The sequence below is a fragment of the Tsukamurella ocularis genome, assembly GCF_024807615.1.
GTDB classification, from domain to species: domain Bacteria; phylum Actinomycetota; class Actinomycetes; order Mycobacteriales; family Mycobacteriaceae; genus Tsukamurella; species Tsukamurella ocularis.
Window position 1 is genome coordinate 378,913 of sequence record NZ_JANUCJ010000002.1, and the last position, 25,709, is coordinate 404,621.

The 25,709-nt window shown below is 71.7% G+C and carries 26 protein-coding genes; 10 read left to right on the plus strand and 16 right to left on the minus strand.

The window, feature by feature from the left end; all coding sequences use genetic code 11:
* Positions 1–12 precede the first annotated feature (12 nt).
* The 3 genes from treZ (at position 13) to HNP44_RS07890 (ending at position 3,940) form a co-directional block, all read left to right on the plus strand.
* Positions 13–1,752 (plus strand): malto-oligosyltrehalose trehalohydrolase, encoded by a 1,740-nt coding sequence (treZ, locus tag HNP44_RS07880; protein WP_259143252.1) that lies wholly within the window; start codon positions 13–15, stop codon positions 1,750–1,752.
* Positions 1,753–1,808: 56 nt separating this feature from the next.
* The gene (locus tag HNP44_RS07885) at positions 1,809–2,849 is read left to right on the plus strand and encodes an LLM class F420-dependent oxidoreductase (RefSeq protein WP_259143250.1); all 1,041 of its coding nucleotides are present in this window, start codon (positions 1,809–1,811) and stop codon (positions 2,847–2,849) included.
* A 65-nt stretch (positions 2,850–2,914) separates the two neighbouring features.
* Positions 2,915–3,940 (plus strand): LLM class flavin-dependent oxidoreductase, encoded by a 1,026-nt coding sequence (locus tag HNP44_RS07890; protein ID WP_259143249.1) that lies wholly within the window; start codon positions 2,915–2,917, stop codon positions 3,938–3,940.
* 27 nt (positions 3,941–3,967) lie between these two features.
* Here the strand turns inward: HNP44_RS07890 and HNP44_RS07895 are convergent, their stop codons facing one another.
* A complete protein-coding gene (locus HNP44_RS07895; RefSeq protein ID WP_259143246.1) occupies positions 3,968–4,399 on the minus strand; it encodes a PPOX class F420-dependent oxidoreductase in 432 nt (143 codons plus the stop codon).
* A gap of 80 nt (positions 4,400–4,479) precedes the next feature.
* Between HNP44_RS07895 and HNP44_RS07900 the strand changes: the two genes are divergently transcribed.
* Positions 4,480–4,980: a hypothetical protein gene (locus HNP44_RS07900; RefSeq protein WP_259143245.1), complete on the plus strand. Its 501-nt coding sequence runs from the start codon at positions 4,480–4,482 to the stop codon at positions 4,978–4,980.
* 12 nt (positions 4,981–4,992) lie between these two features.
* On the opposite strand, the gene HNP44_RS07905 is transcribed toward HNP44_RS07900, so the two are convergent.
* The 4 genes from HNP44_RS07905 to HNP44_RS07920 are packed head-to-tail and all read right to left on the minus strand — an operon-like array spanning position 4,993 to position 7,180.
* The gene (locus HNP44_RS07905; RefSeq protein WP_259143244.1) at positions 4,993–5,145 is read right to left on the minus strand and encodes a DUF6054 family protein; all 153 of its coding nucleotides are present in this window, start codon (positions 5,143–5,145) and stop codon (positions 4,993–4,995) included.
* 14 nt (positions 5,146–5,159) lie between these two features.
* Positions 5,160–6,482: a threonine ammonia-lyase IlvA gene (gene ilvA / locus HNP44_RS07910; protein WP_259143243.1), complete on the minus strand. Its 1,323-nt coding sequence runs from the start codon at positions 6,480–6,482 to the stop codon at positions 5,160–5,162.
* 33 nt (positions 6,483–6,515) lie between these two features.
* Entirely contained in the window at positions 6,516–6,896 is a 381-nt protein-coding gene (locus tag HNP44_RS07915) for a hypothetical protein (RefSeq protein WP_259143242.1), read from the minus strand.
* Complete coding sequence (locus HNP44_RS07920; RefSeq protein WP_259143239.1) at positions 6,893–7,180, minus strand: hypothetical protein; 288 nt, start codon at positions 7,178–7,180, stop codon at positions 6,893–6,895. Before HNP44_RS07920 ends, HNP44_RS07915 begins: the two co-directional genes overlap by 4 nt.
* A gap of 236 nt (positions 7,181–7,416) precedes the next feature.
* Here HNP44_RS07920 and HNP44_RS07925 point away from each other — a divergent pair, with 236 nt between their 5' ends.
* The 6 genes from HNP44_RS07925 to HNP44_RS07950 are packed head-to-tail and all read left to right on the plus strand — an operon-like array spanning position 7,417 to position 12,952.
* Positions 7,417–8,526 carry a sensor histidine kinase gene (locus HNP44_RS07925; protein WP_259143238.1) on the plus strand — a complete coding sequence of 370 codons (1,110 nt, stop codon included), beginning with the start codon at positions 7,417–7,419 and terminating at the stop codon, positions 8,524–8,526.
* Positions 8,527–9,204, plus strand: coding sequence for a response regulator transcription factor (locus HNP44_RS07930; RefSeq protein WP_259143237.1), 678 nt, complete (start codon positions 8,527–8,529; stop codon positions 9,202–9,204).
* 42 nt (positions 9,205–9,246) lie between these two features.
* Positions 9,247–10,221, plus strand: coding sequence for an amino acid ABC transporter permease (locus HNP44_RS07935; protein WP_259143236.1), 975 nt, complete (start codon positions 9,247–9,249; stop codon positions 10,219–10,221).
* The gene (locus HNP44_RS07940; protein WP_259143235.1) at positions 10,218–10,988 is read left to right on the plus strand and encodes an amino acid ABC transporter ATP-binding protein; all 771 of its coding nucleotides are present in this window, start codon (positions 10,218–10,220) and stop codon (positions 10,986–10,988) included. The genes HNP44_RS07935 and HNP44_RS07940 overlap by 4 nt, the downstream gene beginning before the upstream one ends.
* Positions 10,989–11,020: 32 nt before the next feature.
* Complete coding sequence (locus HNP44_RS07945; RefSeq protein ID WP_259143234.1) at positions 11,021–11,938, plus strand: ABC transporter substrate-binding protein; 918 nt, start codon at positions 11,021–11,023, stop codon at positions 11,936–11,938.
* Between the two features lie 3 nt (positions 11,939–11,941).
* A complete protein-coding gene (locus HNP44_RS07950) occupies positions 11,942–12,952 on the plus strand; it encodes an LLM class flavin-dependent oxidoreductase (RefSeq protein WP_259143233.1) in 1,011 nt (336 codons plus the stop codon).
* A 5-nt stretch (positions 12,953–12,957) separates the two neighbouring features.
* Here the strand turns inward: HNP44_RS07950 and HNP44_RS07955 are convergent, their stop codons facing one another.
* The 11 genes from HNP44_RS07955 to HNP44_RS08005 form a co-directional block, all read right to left on the minus strand.
* The gene (locus tag HNP44_RS07955) at positions 12,958–14,583 is read right to left on the minus strand and encodes a class I adenylate-forming enzyme family protein (protein WP_259143232.1); all 1,626 of its coding nucleotides are present in this window, start codon (positions 14,581–14,583) and stop codon (positions 12,958–12,960) included.
* Positions 14,584–14,638: 55 nt separating this feature from the next.
* The gene (locus HNP44_RS07960; RefSeq protein WP_259143230.1) at positions 14,639–15,991 is read right to left on the minus strand and encodes an LLM class flavin-dependent oxidoreductase; all 1,353 of its coding nucleotides are present in this window, start codon (positions 15,989–15,991) and stop codon (positions 14,639–14,641) included.
* The gene (locus tag HNP44_RS07965; RefSeq protein WP_259143228.1) at positions 15,976–17,007 is read right to left on the minus strand and encodes an MsnO8 family LLM class oxidoreductase; all 1,032 of its coding nucleotides are present in this window, start codon (positions 17,005–17,007) and stop codon (positions 15,976–15,978) included. Before HNP44_RS07965 ends, HNP44_RS07960 begins: the two co-directional genes overlap by 16 nt.
* Positions 17,007–18,101, minus strand: a complete 1,095-nt coding sequence (locus tag HNP44_RS07970) for an LLM class flavin-dependent oxidoreductase (RefSeq protein WP_259143223.1) — start codon at positions 18,099–18,101, stop codon at positions 17,007–17,009. The genes HNP44_RS07965 and HNP44_RS07970 overlap by 1 nt, the downstream gene beginning before the upstream one ends.
* Before the next feature lie 68 nt (positions 18,102–18,169).
* Entirely contained in the window at positions 18,170–18,589 is a 420-nt protein-coding gene (locus HNP44_RS07975) for a prepilin peptidase (protein ID WP_259143222.1), read from the minus strand.
* Positions 18,590–18,601: 12 nt separating this feature from the next.
* Positions 18,602–19,015, minus strand: coding sequence for an acyl-CoA thioesterase (locus tag HNP44_RS07980; RefSeq protein WP_259143221.1), 414 nt, complete (start codon positions 19,013–19,015; stop codon positions 18,602–18,604).
* Positions 19,012–19,827, minus strand: a complete 816-nt coding sequence (locus HNP44_RS07985; RefSeq protein WP_374758757.1) for a shikimate dehydrogenase — start codon at positions 19,825–19,827, stop codon at positions 19,012–19,014. Before HNP44_RS07985 ends, HNP44_RS07980 begins: the two co-directional genes overlap by 4 nt.
* A complete protein-coding gene (locus HNP44_RS07990) occupies positions 19,824–21,080 on the minus strand; it encodes an endolytic transglycosylase MltG (protein WP_259143220.1) in 1,257 nt (418 codons plus the stop codon). The genes HNP44_RS07985 and HNP44_RS07990 overlap by 4 nt, the downstream gene beginning before the upstream one ends.
* Positions 21,077–21,559, minus strand: a complete 483-nt coding sequence (ruvX, locus tag HNP44_RS07995; RefSeq protein WP_259143784.1) for a Holliday junction resolvase RuvX — start codon at positions 21,557–21,559, stop codon at positions 21,077–21,079. The genes HNP44_RS07990 and ruvX overlap by 4 nt, the downstream gene beginning before the upstream one ends.
* Entirely contained in the window at positions 21,556–24,228 is a 2,673-nt protein-coding gene (gene alaS / locus HNP44_RS08000) for an alanine--tRNA ligase (RefSeq protein ID WP_259143218.1), read from the minus strand. The genes ruvX and alaS overlap by 4 nt, the downstream gene beginning before the upstream one ends.
* A 110-nt stretch (positions 24,229–24,338) precedes the next feature.
* Entirely contained in the window at positions 24,339–25,709 is a 1,371-nt protein-coding gene (locus HNP44_RS08005; protein WP_259143214.1) for a replication-associated recombination protein A, read from the minus strand.

The window sequence follows — 25,709 nt, forward strand, 5'->3', positions numbered from 1 at the left end:
CGTTGCCAACCGATGTCCACCTCGCCCGCCGCAGCAACCGACCACGCCTTCGAGGTGTGGGCGCCGCGCCCACGGCGGGTAAGGCTCTGGCTCGACGGTGCCGTGCACGCGATGCGCCGCGACGCGGACGACTGGTGGCGGGCCACCGCGCCGGCCGCGCCCGGCGCGCGGTACGGCTTCCTCCTCGATGACGACGAGACGGTGCTCCCCGACCCGCGGTCGCCCCGCCAGCCCAGCGGGGTGCACGGGCCGTCGGCGCTGATCCCAGAGGTGGAGGGCCCGCGGTGGGCGGGCCGCGAGCTGCGCGGCGCCATCGTCTACGAGCTGCACATCGGCACCTTCACCCCCGAGGGCACGTTCGACTCGGCCATCGAGCGGCTGCCGCACCTGCGGGAGCTGGGCATCGGCTTCGTGCAGGTCATGCCGGTCAACGCCTTCAACGGCCAGCACGGCTGGGGCTACGACGGTGTCGGTTGGTTCGCGGTGCACGAGCCGTACGGCGGACCGTCGGGCCTGGAGCGGTTCGTCGCGGCCGCACACGATCTCGGCCTCGGCGTGCTGCTCGACGTGGTGCACAACCACCTCGGCCCGTCGGGCAACTACCTCGGGCGCTTCGGCCCGTACGAGACCAACGGCGCGAACACCTGGGGCCGCACCATGAACCTCTCGGGCGAGGGCAGCGCGGAGGTCCGGCGCCTCATCCTCGACGACATCGCGTGGTGGCTGCGCCGCTTCGGCGCCGACGGGCTCCGCCTCGATGCGGTGCACGCCCTCGTCGACGAATCGGATCGACACCTCCTGCAGGACGCCGCAGCGCTCGCCGAGGAGCTGTCCGCGGAGCTCGGCCGACCGCTGGCCCTCGTCGCGGAGTCCGATCTCAACGATCCGCGCCTGGTCACGCCCGCCGAGCTGGGCGGCTACGGTCTCGCCGCGCAGTGGGACGACGACGTGCACCACGCGATCCACACCATCGTCTCCGGCGAGCGGCAGGGCTACTACGCCGACTTCGGCAGCCCGGACTGCCTCGCGACGGTGCTCACCGAGGGCTTCTTCCACGCCGGCACCTACAGCTCATTCCGCGACAGGATCCACGGCGCGAAGATCGACCCCGCGCGGGTGGCCCCGTCACAGCTCCTGGCCTACACCTGCACGCACGACCAAGTGGGCAACCGCGCGCGGGGCGACCGGCCGTCGGAGTACCTGACCGACGGCCAACTGGCGGTCAAGGCCGCGCTGGTGCTCTTCTCCCCGTTCACGCCGATGCTGTTCATGGGCGAGGAGTGGGGCGCCCGGACTCCCTTCCGCTTCTTCACCAGCCACCCCGAACCGGAGCTGGCCCGCGCCACCGCGGAGGGCCGCAAGGCCGAGTTCGCCGAGCACGGGTGGCCGCCGGGCGACGTGCCCGATCCGCAGGATCCGGCGACCTTCGCCGCCTCGCATCTCGACTGGTCGGAGCCCGCGCGGCCCGGCCACGCGCGGCTGTTGGGCATGTACCGCGATCTCATCGCGCTGCGCCGCGACCCGGCGCTCGCCGGCGACGACCTGCGAGCGGTCGCCTGCGATCATCCAGGCGAGGCCACCTGGTTCGCCGTACACCGGGGCGACCTGACGCTCGTCGTGAACTTCACCTCGGCGCCCGTCACGGCGCCGTTCGGCGGCGCCCCGGTGCTGTCGTGGGAGGCACCGTCGGTCGGAGACGGCGCGACGACGGTGCCCGGCCACTCCTTCGTCGTACTCCGCCGCGGCACCTGACCACAATCCGCGGGCACCCTGTCGCTAAGCGGTTGCTTTGTGAGAGCCTAACGCTTATGCGAATCGGATTGGGCATCAACTACACGGACGGGTTCAAGGCCACGGCCGACGAGGTCCTCGACCTGGAGCGGGCGGGGCTGGACATCGTCTTCGTCCCCGAGGCGTACTCGTTCGACGCGGTCAGCGCGCTGGGCTACCTCGCCGCGAAGACGGAGCGCGTGCAGTTGGCGTCCGGCATCCTGCAGATCTACACCCGCACACCCACCCTGACGGCGATGACCGCCGCGGGCCTGGACAACGTCTCCGACGGCCGGTTCATCCTCGGCCTGGGCGCCTCGGGCCCGCAGGTGATCGAGGGCTTCCACGGCGTGAAGTACGACGCGCCGATCGGCCGCACCCGCGAGATCATCGAGATCTGCCGCAAGGTGTGGCGCCGCGAGCGGCTCGAGCACCGCGGCAAGTTCTACACGATGCCGCTCACCCAGGAGGACGGCGGCACCGGGCTGGGCAAGCCGCTCAAGCTGATCAATCACCCGGTGCGCGAGCGCATCCCGGTGCTGCTCGCCGCGCTCGGCCAGAAGAACGTGGCGCTGGCCGCCGAGGTCGCCGAGGGCTGGCAGCCGATCTTCTTCCTGCCGGAGAAGGCCAAGGACGTGTGGGGCGACGCGGTCGCCGAGGGCAAGGCCAAGCGCGACCCCTCGCTCGGCGAGCTCGACGTCTACGCCGGGCCCGCGCTGGCGATCGGCGAGAACGTCGACCACCTGCTCGGCTTCGTCAAGCCGCACCTCGCGCTGTACATCGGCGGCATGGGCGCCAAGGGCAAGAACTTCTATCAGACGCTGGCCACCAACTACGGCTACGGCGCTGAGGCCGACCGGATCCAGGAGCTGTACCTGGCCGGAGACAAGGCGGCCGCGGTTGAGGCCGTGCCGGACGAGCTGGCCCGCAGCGTCTCCCTCATCGGCCCGAAGGGCTACGTGAAGGAGCGGGTCGCCGCGTTCGAGGAGGCCGGCGCGACCGTCCTCAACGTCGTGCCGATCGCGGAGGACGCGGCCGGCCGGGTGAAGCAGATCGAGGCGCTGCGCGAGCTCGTGTAGCAACCGCCGCGACGTCGACGGGGCGGTCCGGGATGATTTCCGGGCCGCCCCCGGTTGTCTCTTCTGTGACCGAAGCACCATTCCCCCGCCCTCGCCTGTCCCTGCTCGAGCTCGCCCCCGTCGTCGACGGTGCGTCCTTCGGCGACGCTCTCCGCGACACCATCGCGACCGCGCAGGAGGCCGAACGCCTCGGCTACGAGCGGGTCTGGGTCGCCGAGCACCACTCGATGCCGGGTATCGCCAGCTCCGCCCCCGCGGTGCTGATCGGCCAGATCGCGGCGGCCACCGAGAAGATCCGCGTGGGCTCCGGCGGCGTCATGCTGCCGAACCACCAGCCGCTCGTCGTGGCCGAGCAGTTCGGCACGCTTGACGCGCTGTTCCCCGATCGCATCGACCTCGGCATCGGCCGCGCGCCGGGCACCGACCAGCTCACTGCCCATGCGCTGCGCGGCGGCAAGGTCAGCGAGTCCGTCGACGACTTCCCCCAGGCGCTCGCTCATCTCCGGGCGTTCCTGCGCGACGACTTCCCCGCCGACCACCCGTACGTGGCGATCACCGCGACGCCGGGCGTCGGCTCGAATCCGCAGATGTGGCTGCTCGGCTCGTCGACGTTCAGCGCCAAGCTCGCCGGCCTATTGGGCCTGCCCTTCGCGTTCGCCCGGCACTTCGCGCCACAAGCCACGCTGCCCGCGCTCGCCGAGTACCGCGAGACCTTCCGTCCCGGCGACCTGGACGCCCCCAACGCGATGCTGACGGTCACCGTCGTCGCCGCGGACACCGACGAGGAGGCGCAGCGCATCGCCGGTCCCGCGAAGGCGTCGATGTACCGGGTACGCACCGGAAACCCCGGCCGGATGCTGACCTACGACCAGGCCGCCGCGCAGCCACTCACGCCCGAGCAGGAGCACGCGATCGCCCCGACGACGTCGGCGTGGATCGTCGGCTCGCAGGAGACGGTCCGCGACCAGCTCCGCGAGCTGCTCACCCGCACGCAGCCGCAGGAGCTGATGATCTCCGGCATGATCCCCGGCCTCGCGGAGCGCAAGCGCAGCCTCGAGCTGATCAAGGGCGCCGTCGACCAGCTCGGCTGAGAGTCTCGGCTCAGACTCGGCTGGGGCCTACGCCGTCACGTCGCCGTTGAACAGGACGCGGGTCGGGCGGACGCGCACGACGATCTCCTCGGGGACTGCGTTGCGGCGACCGAACTCCGCGCCGCGCTCGGCACCCATGTACCGGACACCGCAGGCCGTGCAGACCGTCAGTAGGTAGTCGGGGTCGTCGACGAGCTCGGCGATGCCCTGCACCTGCGCGAACGCGTAGGGCGGCTCCTGCAGGTCGACGGACACCGCGACCCGCGGGTCCTTCGCCAACAGACGCCCCTTCGGGGTGTCCCGCCCTGTCGCGAAGACGAGTGACCCGTCGTTGATCACGAACCAGACCGGCGTCGTGAGCGGGCGGCCGTCCCCGGCGAGGTAGGCGAGGTGGCCGGTCCGCGTTCCGGCGGAGAGGAAGTCGACGACGGCGGGCGTCAGGGTCTCGCTGATCTGCATGGGGTCGAGGCTACGTCTCCACCCGGATCTCCACCCGTCGGTCGATCCGCCGCGGCCCGGTTCGCGGCAGGATTCTCGGCATGAACACAGCGACCACCGCCGTCATCGCCGTCCTCGCCATCGGCTGGATCTTCTACCGCCAGTTGCAGGCCCGTCCGCTCAAGGACAAGACCGCCCGCATCGCGCTCGTCCTGGCCGCCGTCGGCCTCTATCAGACGGTGCAGTACGTCTCGGGCGGCGGCGAGGTCGGCGCGGGCCACGTCGTCGCCGCGATCCTTGGCCTGATCATCGCCGTCGCGCTGGCGTATCCGCGGGCGCTCACCACGAAGGTCTTCCCCGGCCCCGACGGCCGCTACCTGCGCCAGGGCACCGCCGCCACCATCGGCCTGTGGATCGTCGCGATCGGCCTGCACGTCGGCGTTGACGTCCTGGTGCCCCTCGCGATGGGCGACCACACCGGCCGCGGCTTCGCCGGCGTCACGACGATGCTCTTCATCGGCGTCACCCTCTACGCCCAGAACTGGTTCCTCCAGCAGCGCGTCGCCGCGCACCGCGCGCAGCAGGTGGTCCCGGTCGGCTGACCGGCCCCCTCGTCAAAGCTGCGCGATCGCCTGCTGCAGCTTCTTCAAGAAGGCGTCCTCGCCGAAGCGGTTGACCTTGAAGAACATCGATTGACTACCGCCGGACGTGATCCCGGTCAGATACAGATCCTCACCGTGCCCCCCGGGCGTGAGACTCAGGCTCACCCGGTTGGAGCCTGTTACGTCAGGTAGCGGTACGCGGGCGAACCCGGCTCCAGCCGCTCACAGTGCAGGCGCGACTCGTCCATCCGCTCCAGCAACGCACCGAGATCCGTCGCCCGTCCCAGCTCCACACCCACGAGCGCCTCGCCGGTGTCACGGTTGTTGCGCTTGACGTACTCGAACAGCGTGACGTCGTCGTCGGGACCGAGCACCTCGTCGAGGAAGCGGCGCAGCGCGCCGGGCTCCTGCGGGAAGGCGACCAGGAAGTAGTGCTTGAGGCCCTGGTGCACCAGCGACCGCTCGATCACCTCGTTGTAGCGCGAGACGTCGTTGTTGCCTCCGGACAGCAGGCACACGACCGTCGCACCGGGCTCGAACCGCAGCTGCGCCAGCGCGGCCACCGACAACGCGCCCGCCGGCTCCGCGATGACGCCCTCGTTCTGGTACAAGTCCAGCATCGCGGTGCAGATAGCTCCCTCGTCCACCTCGATGATGCCGAGCTCGCCGGCCGCGACGTCACGCACCTCGTGCGCAGGCCACACCGCGGCGCCCTCGGACACGGCGACGTCGTAGCCGATGGAGCCGATCTTCTTGACGGCGGCACCGTCGACGAACGGGTCGATGGTCGGCAGGTCGATCGGTCCCCCGGCCTCGATCGCGCGAGCGAGCGACGGCGCGCCGGCGGGCTCGGCGCCGACGATCGTGGCGGACGCGGACTGCGAGCGCAGGTACCGCGTGACGCCGGCGAAGCAGCCGGCGCCGCCGACGGGCATCACGGTCACGTCCGGCACGACGCCGCCCAGCTGCTCGACGAGCTCGACGCCGATCGTGCCCTGCCCCGAGGTGGTGCGGGGGTCGTCGAAGGCATGGACCCAGGTGGCGCCCGTGGACGCGACGTCCTCCTGGGCGGCGGCCGCCGCGGCGTCGTAGGTCTCGCCGGTGGCGATCAGCTCGACGTACCGGCCGCCGTGCGCGCGGATGCGGTCGCGCTTCTGCTTCGGCGTGGTAGTCGGCACGTAGATGCGGCCGTGCACCTCCATAGCGCGGCACGAGAAGGCCACGCCCTGCGCGTGGTTGCCAGCCGAGGCCGCAACGACGCCGGCCGCCTTCTCCGCGTCAGTGAGCTGTGCCATCAGGTTATACGCGCCGCGGATCTTGTACGAGCGCACCACCTGCAGGTCCTCGCGCTTGAGGTAGACCTTAGCGCCAGTCAGCGCGGAGAGCCGCTCGCAATGCTGCAGCGGGCTCGCCGACACCACCCCGGCGAGCCGCGCGCGGGCATCGATAATCGAGTGCACCGTCAGGTCGGCGGCGGCACTGGACATCGATGACGTAGACATGCGGGCCATTTTCCCACTCGACCGGAACGCGGCTCACCCCGCCCGTCGCGCGCGCTTCCGGAGCGCCACCCCGGCGACCCCGTGGACGGCCGCGAGGAAGCAGATCAGTGCCGGGATCAGGAAGACGATCGCCCCCACCACCGCCACCGGCCACATGTGGGCCGCGGGCTCGCCCGACGCGTCGATCGTCATCGGTACGAGCATGGCGGCGACCGTCAGCACCGGAAGCACGGCAACGCCCCACGCCCGACCGAGCAGGACCTGCGCGCCAGCCGCCGCCCCGAGAATCGCAATCATGCATGCGACCGGCAGGGCTCCGTCGGGCAGAACCACCACGCCGATCGCGAGCACCGTCACGACCGCGACGAGGCCGACCACGACGAGGACCGCGCGCAGGCCGGGGCGCATCGTCACCACCCCGGCCCAGGACCCGACGGGGGCCGTGGTTTCGCACGCCGCCGACGCATCGCGCGCACCGTCTCCGCGACGGCGTACCCCACGGCGAGCCAGGCGGTCAGCCCCATCGTGCCGCCCACCAGCAGGAACAGCAGCCCGACCATCCACAGGCCGGTGTCGTCCTGCGACGCCCACGCTGCCCACGGCACGGCGAAGGCGACGACCGCGACCACGGGGATCACCGCCAGCAGCCAGACGCGCCGCAGATACGCGAACGCCGCGGTGCACGCGAGGACGATCACGGCACCGCAGGCGATCACCTGCCACGGCCGGTACGGGCCCTGCGCGACACCGTCGACCTCGTAGTACTCGTGATCCCACGCGAGGAAGGCGACACGTACCCGCAGAGACGACCGCGAGCGCCGCCAGGGTCAGGATCACGCGCATGCACGTGATATTAGCCATCGCGAATCTCCCGGTCCGCTGAACGACGGGCGGGTCGGAAGCACGGCGCACGATCGCGTGCCATCATGACGAGGTGCTGGACGGCTTGCGGACGAGGATCACGCTCGTCATCGCGGTGGCCGGCGTCGTAGTCGCCGGCGCGACCCTCGACTTCCACCGCGACAGCCCGTGGACCGCCATCCTGTTCCTGATCGCCGCGGCCGGCGTCGTCGTCCGGTGCCTTCCGGAGGACCGGGTCCCGCTGCCCGCGCGGGTCGCGACCGAGGCCGCGACGGTGGTCGCCGCCGGCGTCCTGTTCGCGCTCCAACCGAACGGCGCGCTCGGCGTCCTGCTCTACATCTCGACGGTCCACCTGGGCGCCGCGTTCCCGGCGCGCATCTCGGTCCCGCTCGCCGTGCTGGCCGGGGCCAGCGTCACCGCGACCGCGTCGCTCACCGGCCCGACCGACTTCAACGCGATCTGGATCGGCGTCTCGGTCACCGCGACGGTGTGGGCCGGCATCGCCGGTCGCAGCCGCCGCGAACGCACCCGGGCGCTCGAACAGCTCGTGGAGCAGACGAAGCTGACCGCGGAATCCGAATCGCGCACCAGCGCGCTCGCCGAACGCGCCCGGATCGCCCGCGAGCTGCACGACGTCCTCGCCCACACCCTCTCCGGCGCGGGGATGCAGCTCGAGCTCGCCGACGCCCTCCTGGAAGCGAACCGGCCCGACGACGCCCGCGCCGCCGTCCTGCGCGCCCGCGGCGCGATCGCGGACGGCGTCACCGAGGCCCGCGGCGCCGTCCACGCGCTACGGGAGGACACCCTGGACCTGCCGACGACGCTCGCCGCGCTCGCGGACGGACCCGAGGAAACCGTGGAGACGCAGACGGTCGAACTGACGGACGTGCAGGCCCGGGCGGTCCTGCGGGTCGCCCAGGAGGCGATCACGAACGCCCGACGGTACGCCGCGGGCGCGCCCGTCGTCCTCCGCCTCTCCCCCGGGCCCGACGGTGCCGAGCTCACCGTCACCAACGAATCCGGGACCGCGACCGCCGTCCACGGCTCCGGCATGGGGCTGATCGGCATGCGCGAACGCGCAGCCGAGGCCGGCGGCACGCTGCACGCCGGCCCGACCGGCGACGGCGGCTGGGCGGTCCGCCTGGTCCTGCCCCGCCCGTCCGATCCGATCAAGGAGCTGTGAGTGAACGACATCCGAGTGGTGGTCGCCGACGATCAAGCCGCGGTGCGCGAGGCGCTCGCCGCGATGCTCGACCTGATGCCCGGGATCGCGGTGGTCGGGGCCGCCGCCGACGGGGTCGAGGCGGTCGCGCTGGTCCGCGAGCACCGCCCCGACGTGCTGCTCACCGACCTGCGGATGCCGAACCTCGACGGCGCCGGCGCCACCGAACGCGTCCTCGCCGACGCACCGGACACCGCCGTCGTACTGCTCACCACGTTCGACGACGAGGAGTCGATCCTGCGCGGGCTCCAGGCGGGCGCGCGCGGATACCTCACCAAGAACGCGGGGCGGGCGGAGATCGCCGCCGCGATCACCGCTGCCGCCGCGGGACAGTCGGTGCTCGACCCGCAGGTGCAACAGCGCCTGCTGGCGTCGGCGACCGGGGGCTCCGGAACCGGGCGGGCACCGTCGACCCCGGCGGTCCCGCCCATCGACTTGACGCCCCGGGAGACCGAGGTGCTGCGACTCATCTCCGACGGCCTCGCGAACCGCGACATCGCCGCGCGGCTGTTCGTGAGCGAGTCAACAGTGAAGACGCACATCAACAATCTGTTCGCGAAGGCGCAGCTCCGGGACCGTGCGCACGCCGTCCGCTACGCGTTCGATTCCGGGATCGCCGCATCCGGTCAGGGCGATTGAAAACCTTCTTCTCTGCGCGCCAACGACTTACGGTCGGACATCATGGCGACAACGATTCTCTCCCCGTCGCGGGCCGCACAGGGCCCGCCGGCGGATACCTCCGCGGCACCGGTGCGTCTCGTGCCGCGGCGCCGCCCCGGACGATGGATCGCGGCCGCCGTCGTGGCCGTCCTCGGCGCGATGCTGCTGAACACGCTCGTCACCAATGAGCGCTTCGAATGGCCCACGGTCGCCCACTACTTCACCCAGGAGGCCGTTCTCAAGGGCCTGTGGCTCACGCTGTGGCTCACCGCGATCACCTTCGCCGCCGGATTCGTGCTCGGGATCGGGCTGGCGGCGATGCGGCTGTGGGGCGGCCCGGTGCTCCAGACGGTGTCCTTCGTCTTCGTCTGGCTCGTGCGGTCCGTCCCGCCGCTGGTGCTGCTGCTCTTCTGGTTCCAGCTCGCCTCGCTGTACCCGCAACTGTCGCTGGGCATCCCCTTCGGGCCCGAGTTCGTCACGTTCAACACCACCCACCTGATCGGCGGGCTGGTCGCGGCGTTCATCGCGCTGACCATCGACGTGGCCGCGTTCGCCGCCGAGATCGTGCGCGGCGGCCTCGTCTCGGTGGATCCGGGCCAGACGGAGGCCGCCCGGTCGCTCGGCCTGAGCCCGCGCCGCATCTTCCGCCGCATCGTGCTCCCGCAGGCGATGCCGGCGATCATCCCCGCGTCCGGCAACCTGCTGATCGGGCTGCTCAAGTCCACGTCGCTGGTCAGCGTCATCGCGGTGACGGACCTGCTGTACTCGGTGCAGCTGGTCTACAACCAGAACTTCAAGGTGATGCCGCTGCTGCTGGTGGCGACCATCTGGTACATCGTGATCACCTCCGTGCTGGCCGTGGGCCAGTACTTCATCGAGCGCCGCTTCAACCGGGGTCGACGGGACGCCCGGCCGTTCCGCGCGGTCCTCGCCGATGCGGCGCGCCTGCGCCCGCGGCTCCCCCGCCCCGTGCGAACGACGGGAGATCGGGCATGAGCGCGATCGAGGTCCGCGGGCTCCGGAAGTCCTTCGGCGGCACCGAGGTGCTGCGCGGCGTCGACCTGGACGTCGCGCAGGGCGAGGTCGCCATCATCCTCGGCCCCTCCGGATCCGGTAAGTCGACGCTGCTCCGCTGCATCAACCATCTGGAACGCCCCGACGCCGGGTACGTCCGGGTGAACGGCGACCTGATCGGCTACCGCGAGGCCGGCCGCCGCGGCGATGCCACCGTGCTCCGCGAGCTGCATCCCCGGGACGTGGCGCGCCAGCGCCGCCGCATCGGCATGGTCTTCCAGCAGTTCAACCTGTTCCCGCACTTCACCGTCCTGGAGAACCTCACGGAAGGGCAGCTCGCCACCGGCGTCTCCCCCGCCGAGGCCGCCGAACGCGGGCGCGAGCTCCTCGCTCGGGTCGGGCTCGCGGGCCGCGAGAAGGCGTACCCGTCGCAGCTCTCGGGCGGTCAGCAGCAGCGCGTCGCGATCGCCCGCACCCTGGCCATGCGCCCCGACGTCGTGCTCTTCGACGAGCCCACCTCGGCGCTGGACCCGGAGCTGGTCGGCGAGGTGCTGGCCGTGATCCGGGACCTCGCGGAGTCGGGCCTGACCCTCGTCGTGGTGACGCACGAGATCGGCTTCGCCCGCGACGTCGCCGACACCGTGATCTTCATGGACGACGGCCGCATCGTCGAGACCGGCCGGCCCGACGCGATCTTCGCCGACGCCGAACACCCCCGCACCCGCGAATTCCTCGCGGCCGTGCGCTGATCCCCCGCTAGATCCGAGTCCAAGGAGACCCCATGCGCAGCCGCGCTCTGCTCGCCCTACCCCTGATCGCCGCCGCCACCCTGCTCTCGGCGTGCGGCGGCTCGTCCGATCCGGCGGCACAGAGCTCGAGCTACCCGATCCCGACGCAGGACGTCGTGTCGTCCGTCGCGGTGGACCCCGCCGCCCAGGCGCTGCTGCCGGCCGGCACGAAGGAGCTGACGCTGGGGCTCACCCGGCAGCCGGGCATCAATAACCTGCCGCACGCCGGGGAGGTCCCCGACGGCAACCCGGTGGGCCTGGACGTGGACCTCCGCAACGCCGTGGCCAAGGCCCTCGGCGTGACCTGGAAGCAGGAGATCGGGACCTTCTCCACCATCATCCCGGGCGTCCAGAACGGCCGGTACCAGGTGGGCCAGGGCAACTTCGGCGTCACCAAACCGCGCCTCGAGGTCGTCGACTTCGCGACCTACCTCAACGACGGCCAGTCCTTCGTCGGCTCGTCGAATTCCGGTCTGACGAGTGTGAAGACGCTGGAGGACCTGTGCGGCAAGAAGATCGTCACGGGCTCGGGCACCACCTTCCAGCAGATCCTGGAGAAGGGCGTCGACCAGTGCACGTCGAAGGGCAAGCCCGCGTACACCGTGCAGTACCTCGACGACCAGGGCGCCGTGATCCTCAGCCTGCAGAACAACAAGGTGGACGCCTACTTCGGGCCGACGCTCTCGCTGCGCTACCTGGTGGACAAGGTGCCCGGCACGAAGTTCCTCGGTGAGTACTCCACCACCGTGGTCGGTTTCGTGACGGCCAAGGGCTCCCCCATCGCGCCCGCGATCTCGCAGGCGATCAACACGCTCATCGCGCGCGGCGAGTACCAGCGGCTCTTCGAGAAGTGGAAGGTCCCGACCTCGGCACTGCCGAAGTCCGAGATCAACCCGACCGCGGGGTTCTGACCGATGGCGATCGAGTCGCTGGCCTTCCTCACGCCGGGCAACTACGTCGACGACGATCCCGCCTCCGGTCTCGAAGACACGCTGCGCCTCATCGAATTCGGCGAGCGCCTGGGCTACCGCGGCGCCTGGGTGCGCCAGCGCCACCTCGAGCACGGCATCTCCTCCGCGGCGGTCTTCCTCGGGGCGGCCTCGCAGCGCACGTCGACGATCGAGCTGGGCACCGCGGTGATCCCGATCGGCTACGAGAACCCGTTCCGGCTGGCGGAGGACCTGTCGCTCGCGGACGCCCTGTCCCGGGGCAGGCTGCAGCCCGGCTTCTCCACCGGGATGCCGCATGCGGACCTGCTCGCTGACGTCGTCTTCGAGGGCGACTGGCGCACCTTCGAGTTCGGGCACGCGCGGGTGGCGCGCACCGTCGAGCACCTGCGCGGCGCGTACCTCGGCGACGAGACCGCACGGATCGAGTCCCCTGGCAACGTGCAGCGGCCCCGGCTGCAGCCGCACACCCCCGGCCTGGCGGACCGCTCCTGGTACGGCGGAACCTCGCTCGGCTCGTCCCGGTGGACCGGCGAGGCCGGCCTGCACCTGCTGACCGGCAACATCGTCTCGGCCGCGGGCATCGAGTCCGACGACTTCGGCACGGTCCAGGCCACCCTCATCGACGCCTACCGTGCCGCCGGCGGGGCCGGTAGGCGGGTCGCCGTCGGGCGGGTGATCGTGCCGACGGACAGCGCCGACCGGGCCACCGTCGCGCGCTACCGGGAGTACGCGCGGTCGCGCTACGACCGTACGCTGACGCCGCACGGCGACAAGCGCACGCTTTTCGCCGAGGATCTCGTGGGGCCGATCGCAGAGATCGCCGAGCGGCTCGCCGCCGACCCCGCGTTCTCCCCGGAATCCGGACCGGTCACCGAGTTCCGCCTGGAGCTTCCGTACGAGTTCGACGTGCGCGACTACGAGCAGATCCTCACCGACGCACGCGGACTGCTGCCCGCCCTGTCGTCGGCGGCCTAGGCGGTCTAGGTCCGGGTCTCGCGCAGGGTCCGGACGAGGTTCTTCTGGATCTTCCCGGTCGCCGTCTTCGGCAGGGCGTCGACGAAGACGATCTCCTTGGGCGCCTTGAAGCCCGCGAGGTTCTGCCGTGCGTACTCCAGCAGGGCGTCACCGTCGGCCTCGCCCGACGGTGACGTCACGACGAAGGCGGTGACGGCCTCGCCCCAGCGCTCGTGCGGGGTGCCGACGACGGCGACCTCGGCGACGGCGTCGTGGCCGAGAAGAACGCGCTCGACCTCCACCGAGGAGACGTTCTCGCCGCCCGACTTGATGATGTCCTTGGCGCGGTCGGTGAAGTAGACGACGCCCTCGTCGTCCAGGTAGCCGATGTCGCCGCCGTGGAACCAGCCGTGCGCGAAGGCCTCCGTGTTCGCGGCGGCGTTGTTCCAGTAGCCCTCCATGAGCTGCGGTGCGCGATACACGATCTCGCCGACCTCGCCGGGCGGGAGCAGCGCACCGTCGTCGCCCATGATCGCGACGTCGGTGGAGACGGTGGCAGGGCCCCAGGAGTCGTCCTTGACGCCCTGGTGGCCGGTCCACTGCACCTCGGACGCCGGGGTCGTCTCCGTCTGCCCGGAGCCGAGGATGATGGCGGCGCCGGGGAACCGGGCCCGCAATGCCGTCAGCAGCTCGGCCGGCATCGGCGCCATTGCGTACAGGCCCGTGAGGAGCGACGCGGTGTTCTCATCGGTGAGCTCGGGGCGGGTGAGCAGGGCCGCCCACATCATCGGCAGCAGCGTCAGGTGGGTGACCCGGTGATCGACGAAGGCGCCCGCGAGCGCTGCCGGGTCGAAACCGCGCAGGAGAACCGCGGTGCCGCCGGTGACGAGCATCGGCATGAGCAGGGCGTCGAGAGCCGTGACGTGGAAGAGCGGCAACGCGATCGGCTGCACCGCCGGCTCCACATCGGGCCGCACGCCGAGCGCGACCGCGGAGGACAGCGCCGAGATGTGCACCGCGACATGGCTGGTGACCACGCCCTTCGGCCGGGCCGTGGTCCCCGAGGTGTACAGGCAATGCAGGATGTCGCGATCCTCGACAATGGTCTCCACGACGGAGTCGTCCGCGGCGGGCAGATCGGCGAAGGCGGTCGACGGGACGCCGCCCACCTCGGCGGGAAGTACACCGCCGCCGTTGGCCACGATGTAGACGGCCTCGACCCGGTGGTCGGCGGCACCCAGCGCCGCGGTGAGGGCCGGCGCGAAGACGTCCTCCGTGATGACGGCGCGAACCCCGCTGTCGCCGAGCTGGTACGCCACGTCGCCCGGGGCGAGCAGAAGGTTCAGTGGCATCGCCACGACGCCGAGCTTGGCGCACGCGAACAGGGAGACCACGAACTCCCACCGGTTCTGCAGCTGCAGGGCGATCGCGTCGCCGCGGCCGTACCCGCGCGTCTGCAGGCCCCGGGCGAGGGCGTTCGAGCGACTCTCCAACTCGCGGTAGGTCACCGCCGAGCCACCGTCGACGAGCGCGACGCGATCGCCGAAGGAGCGCGCGGCACGGGTGGGCAGGTCGCCCAGGCACACGCGGTGGGTGAGGTTGACCACGAGGGGGTCGACACCGGACAGATCGGGGCGCAGCGCACGGCTCATGGCCGCACGGTAACCGGTTCCCACCGGGCGCGCGCCGCGAACGAGTGAAGAGGCACTAACCGGCGCGCTGCGCCCCCGCCGCAGCATCAGGGACGGGCAGGCCGAGGTGATCGCGGAGCGTGGTTCCCTCGTACTCGGCGCGGAAGGCGCCGCGCTCCTGCAGCAGCGGCACGACGCCGTCGATGAACTCGTCGAGGCCCGTGGGCGTGAGGTGCGGAACCAGGATGAAGCCGTCGGCGGCGTCGGCCTGGATGTAGGTGTCGATCTCGTCGGCGACCTGCTGGGCCGTCCCGACGAACTGCGGCCGAGTGTTGAGCTCGATGACCAGCTCGCGGATGGAGAGGCCACCGGCGTCGGCCCGGGCGCGGTAGGTGGCGACGATCTCGCGAGGATCGGCGTGGAGCACGCGGCCCTGCACCGCCGGGGCGTCGTAGACCGGATCCACGTCGGGCAGCGGACCGTCGGGGTCGAAGGACTGCAGTTCCCGGCCCCACACCTGCTCGAGGAAGTTGAGCGCGGTCTGCGGGCTGACCTGCCGGCGCCGGATGTCGCGCGCCTTCTCCTCGGCTTCGTCTGGCGTGTCGCCGACGACGGCGGCCGCGCCCGGGAAGACCTTGAGATGGTCGGGGTTCCGGCCGCGGTCGGCCGCGCGCCGTTTGACGTCGGCGTAGAAGGTGCGGCCGCTCTCGAGCGAGCCGTGCCGGGTGAAGATCGCATCGGCCTGCGCCGCGGCGAAGTCGCGCCCCTCGCCGGAGTCCCCCGCCTGCAGCAGGACGGGGTGCCCCTGCGGGGACGGCGGGAGCGGCGCGGCGCCGCGCACGTCGAACTGCGTTCCGTGGTGCACGATCTCGCCCTCGCCCCACCCGTCCCAGAACTTCCGCGCGACCGTGACGAACTCGTCGGCACGGTGGTACCGGTCGGCGTGCGCGAGGTAGCCTCCGCGGCGGAAGTTCTCGCCCGTGAACGCATCGGAGCTGGTGACCATGTTCCAGGCCGCGCGGCCGCCGCTGAGGTGATCGAGCGTGGCGAACTGTCGCGCGACGTCGAAAGGCTCGTTGAAGGTCGTGTTGATGGTGCCCGCGAGGCCGATCCGGTCGGTGACGGCCGCCAGCGCGGCGAGCACCGTGAACGTGTCCGGGCGACCCACGACGTCGAGGTCGTGGATCCGGCCGAGGTGCTCGCGCAACCGCAGCCCTTCGGCGAGGAAGAAGAAGTCGAACTTCGCGCGCTCGGCGGCGCGCGCGAGGTACACGAACGAATCGAACTCCACCTGGCTGCGGGCCGCCGGATCCGACCAAACGGTGTTGTGGTTGACGCCCGGGAAGTGCGCGGCGAGATGGATCGGCTTGCGGTGCACACCCTCCCGGACAGGGACGTCGGCGCGGTCGGCGGTCACAGGAGGCCCCATTCCTTGGCCAGGAGTTCGTGGCTGCGCAGCCGCGCGGCGTGGTCGTGCGTCACTGAGGTGATCACGACCTCGTCGGCGCCGGTGCGCTCGACGAGGGCACGCAACCCGTCGGCGACGCGGCCGGGCTCGCCGACGAACTGGGTATCGGTGCGGTCGGCGACCTTCCCGCGCTCCTCGTCCGTGAGGCCGGCGCTGTCGCGCGGATACGTGATCGCACCGGTGCCGTAGCGGATCGAGTGCACCCACGCCGGGAACCCGGCGGCGAGGTCCCGCGCCTGGCCGTCGGTGTCGCCGACCACCACATCGGCGCTCACCACGAGATGCGGTGCCGCGAGGCGGTCGGAGGGCCGGAAGGCATCGCGGTACGCCTGCGCCGCCTCCAGTGTGCTCGCGGGGCTGACGTGGTAGTTCGCGACGAAGGGCAGGCCACGGGCGCCCGCGAGCTGCGCGCTCTCCCCCGCGCTGCTGCCGAAGATCCACACGGGCGCGTCCCGGGCCGCCTCTGCGACCGGCGAGCGCAGCGCGTGCCCGTCGGCGGTGAAGGTGCCGCCGACCAGGTCGAGGACGTCCTCGACCTGCCGCGTGTAGCTCGGCGGCTCCGCCTTCGGGTGGTAGAGCTGCTCGTAGCCGGCGACGATCGCAGGGTTAGGCGCGGGCGCTCCCGGCGGGGGCGTCCGCAGGCGCTGGCCCGTCCGGCCGAGGCCGATGTCCACCCGGCCGGGGTGGAGCGCGGCGAGCACGCCGAAGGCGTCGGCCACGGCGGGCGCGGTGGTGAAGCCGATGAGCACGGCCGCCGACCCGACGCGGATCCGGCTCGTACGGGCCAGGATCTCGCCGATGAGGACGGCCGGGGCAGCGCTCGCGACGTGCGCGAAGTGGTGCTCGGCGACCCAATACCGGCCGTAGCCCCAGTCCTCAGCGCGGCGCGCGAGGTCCAGGGTGTTGCGCAGCGCGTCCGACGGGGTGCCACCGTCCGGGATGGGCGCGAGGTCGAGGACGTTCAGCCCGGTGGTCATCAGGCTCCCTTCACGGCGACGAAACGGTTGACCGCGGGTGCGAGGCCGAGGATCTCGCGGAGGGTTCCCGTCCGCGCGGCTCCGGGGAGGAGCGGGGCGAAGGCCGAACGGAGCCGCGGGAGGTCGACGGCGTTGACGCCGGGACGCAGGCGGGCACCGTCGAAACCGAGGGACTGCCACGCGGAGACGGTGCGCGCCAGGGATTCCCCCGTCCCGGCGAAGACGAGGGTGTCGTCGTCCGCGGGCTCGCGACGGTCCAGCTTCTCGATGCGGCGCAGTGCGGTCCGCTCGGAGTCGGCGAGGTGGACGGTGACGTCGACGAGGAGCAGCGGGACGCCGGCGGCGCGGAGTCGGCGGGCGGTCTCTGCGAGCTGCGCGTCGGGGGCCGCGGGGACGATCGCGACGTCCGCGTCGGCGGCGACGGACTCGGAGGCGGCGTCGGTGACGCGGACGATTACGGGAGGGCGACCCTGCGGGGGCCGCGGCGTGATCGACGGTCCCTTGACGGAGAAGTTCTCGCCGTGGAAGTCGATGTAGTGCAGCCGGTCCCGGTCGACGAACCGGCCGGTGGCGAGGTCCTTGACGATGGCCTCGTCCTCCCAGCTGTCCCAGAGGTCCTGCAGCACCTCGATGTACTCGCGGGCCTCGATGGCACGCGACGCCGCGTCTTGCGGCGACTTCCGGCCGAAGACGGCCGCTTCGGCGGCGTCCCCCGTGATGGCGGGGAGCACCCCGCCGCGGCCGCCGCTGACGTAGTCCAGCGTCGCAATGGCCTTCGAGGCGTGGAAGGGCTCGGTGTGGGTCGCGGTCACCGTGGGGACCAGGCCGATCCGCGGAACCGCGGGCGCCACGCGGGCGGCGAGCAGGGTCGCGTCGAACCGGCCGGTGAGGCGGTCGCGGGCGGTGAGCGAGAAGGAGTCCTCGAAGGTCACGAGGTCGGCGGCGGCCAACTCCGCGGAGCGGGCCAGCCCAACCCAGTGCTCCGCGGAGGTGGCCTCCAGTGGATCCGCGCCGACCTCCGCGAACGCTGCGGGATGCCAGCCGAACGGCTCCAGGGCTATCCCGAGGACAGGGCGTGAGGTCGGTGCGGTCACGGATTCGACCGTATGCCGCGCGGTTTCGTCTGTGACCCCTTGCGCTCACCGTGGATCCAAGGGAATCGTCACCCGGCGAACACCGCGGCCGCGAGAGCCGCACCCATCATCGGCGGGCCGTGCGGCACCGTCCGGTCGCGGGCGACAAGCGCCCAGGCCAGGGTCAGCACCTGCGCACCGAGGACTGCGAGGAGCACCGCGGGAACGCCGCCGCACCAGGCGACGGCGGCGCCGAGCGGCGGCGCGAGCTTCACGTCGCCCGCGCCCATGCCGAGGGCGAGGAATGCTGCGCCGTTCACCGCGGCCCACAGCACGGCACCGACGAGCGGCGCGGGCGCACCGTCGAACACGGCCCAGAGCGAGCCGACGAGAGCGACGCACGCGGCGGGCAGGGTCAGGACGTTCGGGAGTCGCCGCTCGCGCACGTCGAACCAGCACAGCGCGGCGCACCACGCCAGGAAGACACCCCCGAAGAGCCCCCACTCCACCGGGCCAGTGTGTCAGGCCTGCAGTGCCTCGCGCAGCGCATCGGGGATCGGGATGGAGCCCGAGCCGTCGGCGGCGATCACGGCGTAGACGATCCGCCCCGCGACGGCCTCGGTCGGCTCGCCGGCGTCGAGGTCGGTCACGAAGACGAACTCGATCGTGAAGCTCTTCGTCCCGATCCGCCCGGTCCGCATCACGAGCTCGGTGTCGCCTTCGTCGGTCAGGCCCGCGGCGTAGTCGAGCTCGACGTGCACCACCTGCGAGTCGTAGCCTGCGGCGATCATCGCCTCGTACGGCGTGCCGCGGTCGGCGTAGAACTCACCGATCGCCGTGTCGACGTAGCCGAGGTACCACATGTTGAACATGACGCCCTGGCGGTCGATCTCGTAGTACCTCGGCCGGAAGCGATAGCGGAAGTCGGTGGTCATCGCGTCTCCCTCGCGGCGGCCAGCGCCGCGGCCATCGCCGCGCGCGGCGCGGGCCTACCGGTGAACCACTCGGCCTGCCGGAAGGCCTGGTGCAGCAGCATCGTCAGGCCGCCGGCGGTGCGCGCACCCTTCGATTCCGCGGCGGCGACGAGCAGGGTGGGCCACGGATCGTAGGCCACGTCCGCGACGGCGGGCGCCGCGGACGACAGCGCGTCCATCAGCGGGAAGTCGTTGTGCTGGGCAGCGCCGGGCAGGGTCGAGACGACCACGTCGGCCCGCGGCACAGCCGCCGCGGTGAGCGACGCCCAGGCGGCCGTCAGCCCGAAGGTCTCGGCGCAGGCGAGCGCGCCCTGCGCCCGCTCCTCTGAGCGGGCGAGCACCGTCGTACTGGTGAAGCCCCGCTCGGCGAGCGCGGCGAACACCGGGCGGGCCGTGCCGCCCGCGCCGACGACGACCGCGGACTCCCCCGCGGCGCCGCATTCGGCGAGGAGACCGTCGGCGCCGTCGACGTCCGTGCAGTCGGCGAGCCAGCCCGACTCGGTGCGGACCAGGGTATTGGCGGAGCCGACGGCGACCGCGCGGTCGGTGCGTTCGTCGGCGAACTCCAGCGCCGCGAACTTGCCGGGCATTGTGACCGACAGGCCGACCCATTCGGGGCCGAGACCGCCGACGAGACCGGGCAACGCCTCCGCGTCGCACTCGATCCGCTCGTAGGTCCAGTCCAGCCCGAGCGCGGCGAAGGCCGCGCCGTGCAGGACCGGCGAAAGCGAGTGGGTGATCGGCTTGCCGAGGACTGCGGCGCGCTGCGTCACGGACCGCAGCCGACGGTGAGGAACTTGGTGTCGCACGCCTTTTGCCGGTTGCGCTCGTGCTGGGCGAAGTCGTCGGTGAACAGCGTGGTGCCCTTGCTGTCGACGGTGACGAAGTACAGCCACGGACCCGGCGCGGGGTTCTCCGTCGCGACCAGAGCCTCGGTGCCGACGGCACCGATCGGAGTGGCCGGCAGGCCCGTCTTCGCGTAGGTGTTCCACTCGGTCTTCTTGAGCAACTTCTCGCCCGCAACGTCGATGCCCGTCACGGCCTCGCCGTAGTTGACCGTCGAATCCATCTCGAGCTTCTGGTTCTTCGCGAGACGGTTGAGGATCACCCGCGCGACCTTCGGGTAGTCGTCCGCCTGGTTGACCTCCCGCTCGACGATCGACGCCGAGACCAGCACCTGGTACGGCGCCAGCTTCGCCGGCGACGACCGGCTCGCCGTGAGCAGGCCCTGCGCCTCGTACTGCTTGGTCGACGCGGTGATGAGCTGCTTGAGTATGGCGGTCGGCGTGCCCGAGGGATCGATCTGGTCCCAGACCCCGGGCGCAATGAGCCCCTCGATGCGGCGGTGATCGCCCTTGAGCCGGGTCACCGTGGCCGCCGCCCACTCGGGGACGCCCAGGTCCGCGACCGACGCGACGGACGCGACCTTGACGAACTCGGCTTTCGGGGTCTGCTTCTTCACGCCGTCGACGGTGTGCGCAGTGGCGGCGGAAAGCTGACTGAAAATGCCCTGCGCGACCTTGTTGTCCTTGCTGCGCTTGTCATCGAGCACGGCGCCGGCGGAGACGTTGAGCATGCCCACGCGGTGTGAGCGGGCCGGATCGACCAGCATCGTGACGACCTCCGACGCGGGCAGCGCCTTGCGCAGCTCGTAGTAGCCCGCGGAGATCGGCTTGTCACCGGCCGCCTGGTTGAACGCGCCCACGGACTTCACCACCCCCGCGTCCACGAGGTTCTGTGCGAAGTCGGAATTGTTCTGGCCGATGATGTGGACCACGACCTCGGGACCCGCCTGCCCGGAGGCGTAGTCCTCAGGCGCGGAACCACCGCCGAAGAGGGAGCCGCGCACCGTCCACAGCACGCCGCCGATGACGACCAGGAAGACGACGATCAGCGACAGGAGCGCGACGCGGCGGCGGCGCTTGATCCGGTCGCGTTGCGCCGCGCGGCGCCGCTCTGAGCGGGTGGACCGCTGCTCGCCAACCGCCACCGGATCGGCGCGCTCGTTGTTCCAGCCGTCGCTCACTCGTCGACCTCCTCGGGACCGGACACCGGCCTCCGCTCGTCGAGCCATCCCTGGAGGATGGCCACCGCGGCGGCCTGATCGATCACCGCTCGCTGCTCCTTCGCCCGCACCCCGTTCTCGCGCAGCGCCCGCTGCGCCGTGACGGTGGTGAAGCGCTCATCGAAAAAACATACCCGGGGCGGTGTGGGGTTCACGGCACCGAGAACCCCGGCGAGCCGCCGCGCGAAGCCCTCGGCCATCTTCGCCGACGCGCCGTGCTCCCCGCGAAGGGTGCGCGGCATGCCGATCACGATCTCGACCGGCTCGTAGTCGAGCACGAGCTGCGCGATCCGGCGCAGGTCCGCCCCGTCCTTCGTGGCGCGCACCGTCTCGACCGGCGTCGCGAGGATCCCGTCGGGGTCGCAGACGGCCACCCCGATGCGGGCCTTGCCCACGTCGAGGGCCAGCCGGCGGCCGCGCTGCCACGCCGACACCGTCAGGCGCCGACCGTCCGCGTGACCTCGGCCCGGACCGCGGTCAGGGCACCGTCGATCCCGGAGGAGTCCGCGCCTGCGCCCTGCGCCATATCGGCCTTACCGCCGCCGCGGCCGCCCACGGAGGGCGCTGCGGCCTTGACCACGTCGCCCGCCTTGACGCCCAGATCCTGGGCCGCGTCGTTGGCGGCCACCACGAAGGGCACCTTGTCACCGTCGACCGCGAACAGCGCGATGACGGCGGGCTCGGCGCCGAGCCTGCCCTTGAGCTGAGTGACGAGGCCGCGGAGCTCGCCCGCGGTGACGCCCTGCGGGGCCTTCGCGGCCACCAGGCGAACCGCGCCGACCCGCTCCGGCGACGAGGCCAGCTCGGCCAGCGCCGAGAGGGCGGCCTGCGCGCGCAGCTTCTCGAGCTCCTTCTCGGCGTCCTTGAGGCGGGTGACCAGCGACTCGACGCGGGCGGGCACCTCCTCGGAGGGCACCTTGAGGGAGCCGGACAGCGCGGAGACGAGCGCGTGCTCCTTGGCGAGGTACTTCTGCGAGTCGAGGCCCACGTACGCCTCGACGCGCCGCACGCCGGAGCCGACGGAGCTCTCGCCGAGCACGGTGACGGGGCCGACGAGGCCCGAGCTGGCGACATGCGTGCCGCCGCACAGCTCCATCGAGAACGGACCGCCGATCTCCACGACGCGCACCTGATCGCCGTAGTTCTCGCCGAACAGCGCCATCGCGCCGCGCCGCTTGGCGGTCTCCAGGTCGGTGACGTCGGTGTGCACTGCGTAGTCGGCCTGGACGGCCTCATTGGTGACGCGCTCGATGTCGGCGCGCTGGTCGTCGTTCAGGCCGCCGGACCAGCGGAAGTCGAACCGCAGGTAGCCGGGCTTGTTGAGCGAGCCCGCCTGGACGGCGTTGGGGCCGAGCACCTGGCGCAGCGCGGCGTGCACGAGGTGGGTGCCCGAGTGGCCCTGGGTGCTGCCGTGGCGGTGGCCCGCGTCGGCGGCGACGGTGACGGTATCGCCCTCGGAGACCTCGCCGGAGGCGACGGTGCCCTGGTGGCGCCACAGCGTCTTGGCGACGCGCTGCACGTCGGTGACGACGATCTGGGCGCCCGCGGCGGTGGTGATGGTGCCGATGTCGGAGAGCTGGCCGCCGGCCTCGGCGTACAGCGGGCTGCGGTCGAGCACGATCTCGACGTCGTCGCCCTGGTGCACGACGGGCACACGGACGCCGTCCTTGACGAGGCCGAGGACCTGGGCGTCGGAGACCAGCTCGTCGAAGCCGGTGAACTCGGTGGGACCACGATCGAGGAACTCGCGGAACACCGAGAGGTCGGCGAGCGCCGACTTGCGGGAGTTCGCGTCGTCCTTGGCGCGCTGGCGCTGCTCGGCCATGAGGCCGCGGAAGCCCTCCTCGTCGACCTGCAGGCCGGCCTCGGCGGCCATCTCCAGCGTGAGGTCGATCGGGAAGCCGTAGGTGTCGTGCAGGGTGAAGGCGTCGTCACCCGAGAGCACCGTCTTCCCGGAGGACTTGGTGGCGTCGACGGCGTTGCCGAACAGGGTGGTGCCCTGCTCCAGGGTCTTGAGGAAGGCCTGCTCCTCGCCGGTGGCGACGGTGCGGATGCGCTGCGCGTCGTCGGCGAGCTCGGGGTACGACGGCGTCATCGTCGAGATGACGGTGTCGACGAAGTCACCCATGGTCTCGCCGGTGGCGCCGAGGAGGCGGGCCGAGCGGACGACGCGGCGCAGCAGGCGGCGCAGCACGTAGCCGCGGCCGTCGTTGCCGGGGTTCACGCCGTCCTGGATGACCATGACGGCGGTGCGGGTGTGGTCGGCGATGACGCGGAACAGGCGGTCGTGCTCGGCGTCGCCGGCGTTGTAGCGCTGGCCAGTCAGCTCTTGCGCGCGGTCGATCACGGGACGCAGCAGGTCGGTGTCGTAGACGTTGTCGACGCCCTGCAGCAGGAAGGCGACGCGCTCGACGCCCATGCCGGTGTCGATGTTCTTCTTCGGCAGCTCGCCGAGGATCTCGAAGTTCTCCTTGCCGCCGCCCTGGCCCCGCTCGTTCTGCATGAAGACGAGGTTCCAGATCTCGATGTAGCGGTCCTCGTCGGCCTCCGGGCCGCCCGGGGCACCGTACTCGGGGCCGCGGTCGTAGAAGATCTCCGAGCACGGGCCAGCGGGGCCGGGGATGCCCATCGACCAGTAGTTGTCCTTCATGCCGCGACGCTGGATGCGCTCGGGCACCTGCCCGACCTCGAGCCACAGGTCGCGGGCCTCATCGTCGTCGAGGTAGACCGTCGACCACAGGCGCTCGGGATCCATCCCGAAGCCGCCGTCCTCGACGGGGTTCGTCAGCAGCGACCAGGCGAACCGGATGGCGTCGCGCTTGAAGTAGTCGCCGAAGCTGAAGTTGCCGGCCATCTGGAAGAAGGTGTTGTGCCGCGTGGTGATGCCCACTTCTTCGATGTCCAGGGTGCGGACGCACTTCTGGATCGACGTGGCGCGGTCGTAGGGAGGGGTCTGCTGGCCCAGGAAGAACGGCACGAAGGGCACCATGCCCGCGATCACGAACAGCTGATTCGGGTCGTTCAGCACCAGCGATGCACTGGGCACCTGGGTGTGTCCGGCCTTGACGAAGTGGTCCGTGAACCGCTTCCGAATCTCATGGGTCTGCACAGCGATCCTTCGCGTTCTGAGTGTCTTCGAGCGTTACAGCGACCCAACCACCTTACCGACGCGCCGACACCCGGCGCACGGGCGTTCCTCGGCCCGGTCCGGCCGTCCCGTCACCGGCGCCGGAGGATCCCGCGCAGCCGAGTCACTCGCGGGCCGATCTCCCGCTCGAAACCGTGATCGGTGGGGGCGTAGTAGTCGACGCCGACCAGGTCGTCGGGCGGGTACTGCTGCGCGGCGACGCCGCCCGGCACGCCGTGCGGATACACGTAGCCCTGGGCGTTGCCCAGCTTCTCCGCGCCGGCGTAGTGGCCGTCGCGCAGGTGCGGCGGCACGGCGCCGGCCTTGCCTGCGGCCACGTCGCCCATCGCGGCGCCGATCGCCGCGACCACCCCGTCGGACTTGGGCGCCGAGGCCAGATGGATCGTGGCCTGCGCCAGCGCGAGCCGCGCCTCGGGCATGCCGATGAGCTGGACCGCCTGTGCCGCGGCCGTCGCGACGAGCAGCGCCTGCGGATCGGCCATGCCGATGTCCTCGGAGGCGTGCACGACGAGGCGGCGGGCGATGAACCGCGGGTCCTCCCCCGCCGAGATCATCCGGGCGAGGTAGTGCAGCGCCGCGTCGACGTCGGAACCGCGGATCGATTTGATGAAGGCGCTGATCACGTCGTAGTGCTGGTCGCCCGCCCGGTCGTACCGCACGGCGGCGGTATCGATCGACGACTCGACGGCCTCCAGGGTGATCTCGTCGCCGCCCTCCCCCAGCGTGACGTCCGCGGCGGCCTCCAGCGCGGTGAGCGAGCGCCGGGCGTCGCCGCCGGCGAGGCGCACGAGGTGCTCGCGGGCCTCGTCCGCGATGGTCAGCGCACCGTCGTAGCCCCGCGGGTCCGACAGGGCGCGGTCGATGAGCTCCGAGATGTGTGAGGGCTCGAGCGGGCGCAGTTGCAGGATCAGCGAGCGCGAGAGCAGCGGCGAGACCACCGAGAAGCTGGGGTTCTCGGTGGTGGCCGCGACGAGCAGCACGACGCGGTTCTCGACGGCCGCGAGCAGCGCGTCCTGCTGCGCCTTCGAGAAACGGTGCACCTCGTCGATGAAGAGCACCGTCTGCTCGTCGACGAGGAGGCGGCGGCGCGCCAGTTCGATGACGGCGCGCACGTCCTTGACGCCCGCGGAGAGGGCGGACAGCGCCTCGAACCGGCGGCCCGTCGCGCCGGAGATCAGCGAGGCGATCGTCGTCTTCCCGGTGCCGGGCGGGCCGTACAGGATCACGCTCGCCGCGCCGGCACCGTCGATGAGGCGGCGCAGCGGGGTCCCGGGGCCGAGCAGGTGCTCCTGGCCGAGCACCTCGTCGAGGTCGCGGGGCCGCATCCGGACCGCGAGCGGGGTGCCCGCGTGGGTGGGGACGAACTCGACCGGTCCCCGGGACGGGGGTGCTTCGGGTGGCGCTCCGAGGTCCCCGTCGTCGCCGAACAGGGAGCCGGTCAC

Excerpts from the sequence above, each read along its gene's own strand:
- treZ (WP_259143252.1), top strand. The coding sequence starts at position 13 with ATGTCCACCTCGCCCGCCGCAGCAACCGACCACGCCTTCGAGGTGTGG.
- HNP44_RS07885 (WP_259143250.1), top strand. The coding sequence starts at position 1,809 with ATGCGAATCGGATTGGGCATCAACTACACGGACGGGTTCAAGGCCACG.
- HNP44_RS07895 (WP_259143246.1), bottom strand. The coding sequence starts at position 4,399 with ATGCAGATCAGCGAGACCCTGACGCCCGCCGTCGTCGACTTCCTCTCC.
- HNP44_RS07900 (WP_259143245.1), top strand. The coding sequence starts at position 4,480 with ATGAACACAGCGACCACCGCCGTCATCGCCGTCCTCGCCATCGGCTGG.
- ilvA (WP_259143243.1), bottom strand. The coding sequence starts at position 6,482 with ATGTCTACGTCATCGATGTCCAGTGCCGCCGCCGACCTGACGGTGCAC.
- HNP44_RS07935 (WP_259143236.1), top strand. The coding sequence starts at position 9,247 with ATGGCGACAACGATTCTCTCCCCGTCGCGGGCCGCACAGGGCCCGCCG.
- HNP44_RS07940 (WP_259143235.1), top strand. The coding sequence starts at position 10,218 with ATGAGCGCGATCGAGGTCCGCGGGCTCCGGAAGTCCTTCGGCGGCACC.
- HNP44_RS07945 (WP_259143234.1), top strand. The coding sequence starts at position 11,021 with ATGCGCAGCCGCGCTCTGCTCGCCCTACCCCTGATCGCCGCCGCCACC.
- HNP44_RS07950 (WP_259143233.1), top strand. The coding sequence starts at position 11,942 with ATGGCGATCGAGTCGCTGGCCTTCCTCACGCCGGGCAACTACGTCGAC.
- HNP44_RS07955 (WP_259143232.1), bottom strand. The coding sequence starts at position 14,583 with ATGAGCCGTGCGCTGCGCCCCGATCTGTCCGGTGTCGACCCCCTCGTG.
- HNP44_RS07960 (WP_259143230.1), bottom strand. The coding sequence starts at position 15,991 with ATGGGGCCTCCTGTGACCGCCGACCGCGCCGACGTCCCTGTCCGGGAG.
- HNP44_RS07965 (WP_259143228.1), bottom strand. The coding sequence starts at position 17,007 with ATGACCACCGGGCTGAACGTCCTCGACCTCGCGCCCATCCCGGACGGT.
- HNP44_RS07980 (WP_259143221.1), bottom strand. The coding sequence starts at position 19,015 with ATGACCACCGACTTCCGCTATCGCTTCCGGCCGAGGTACTACGAGATC.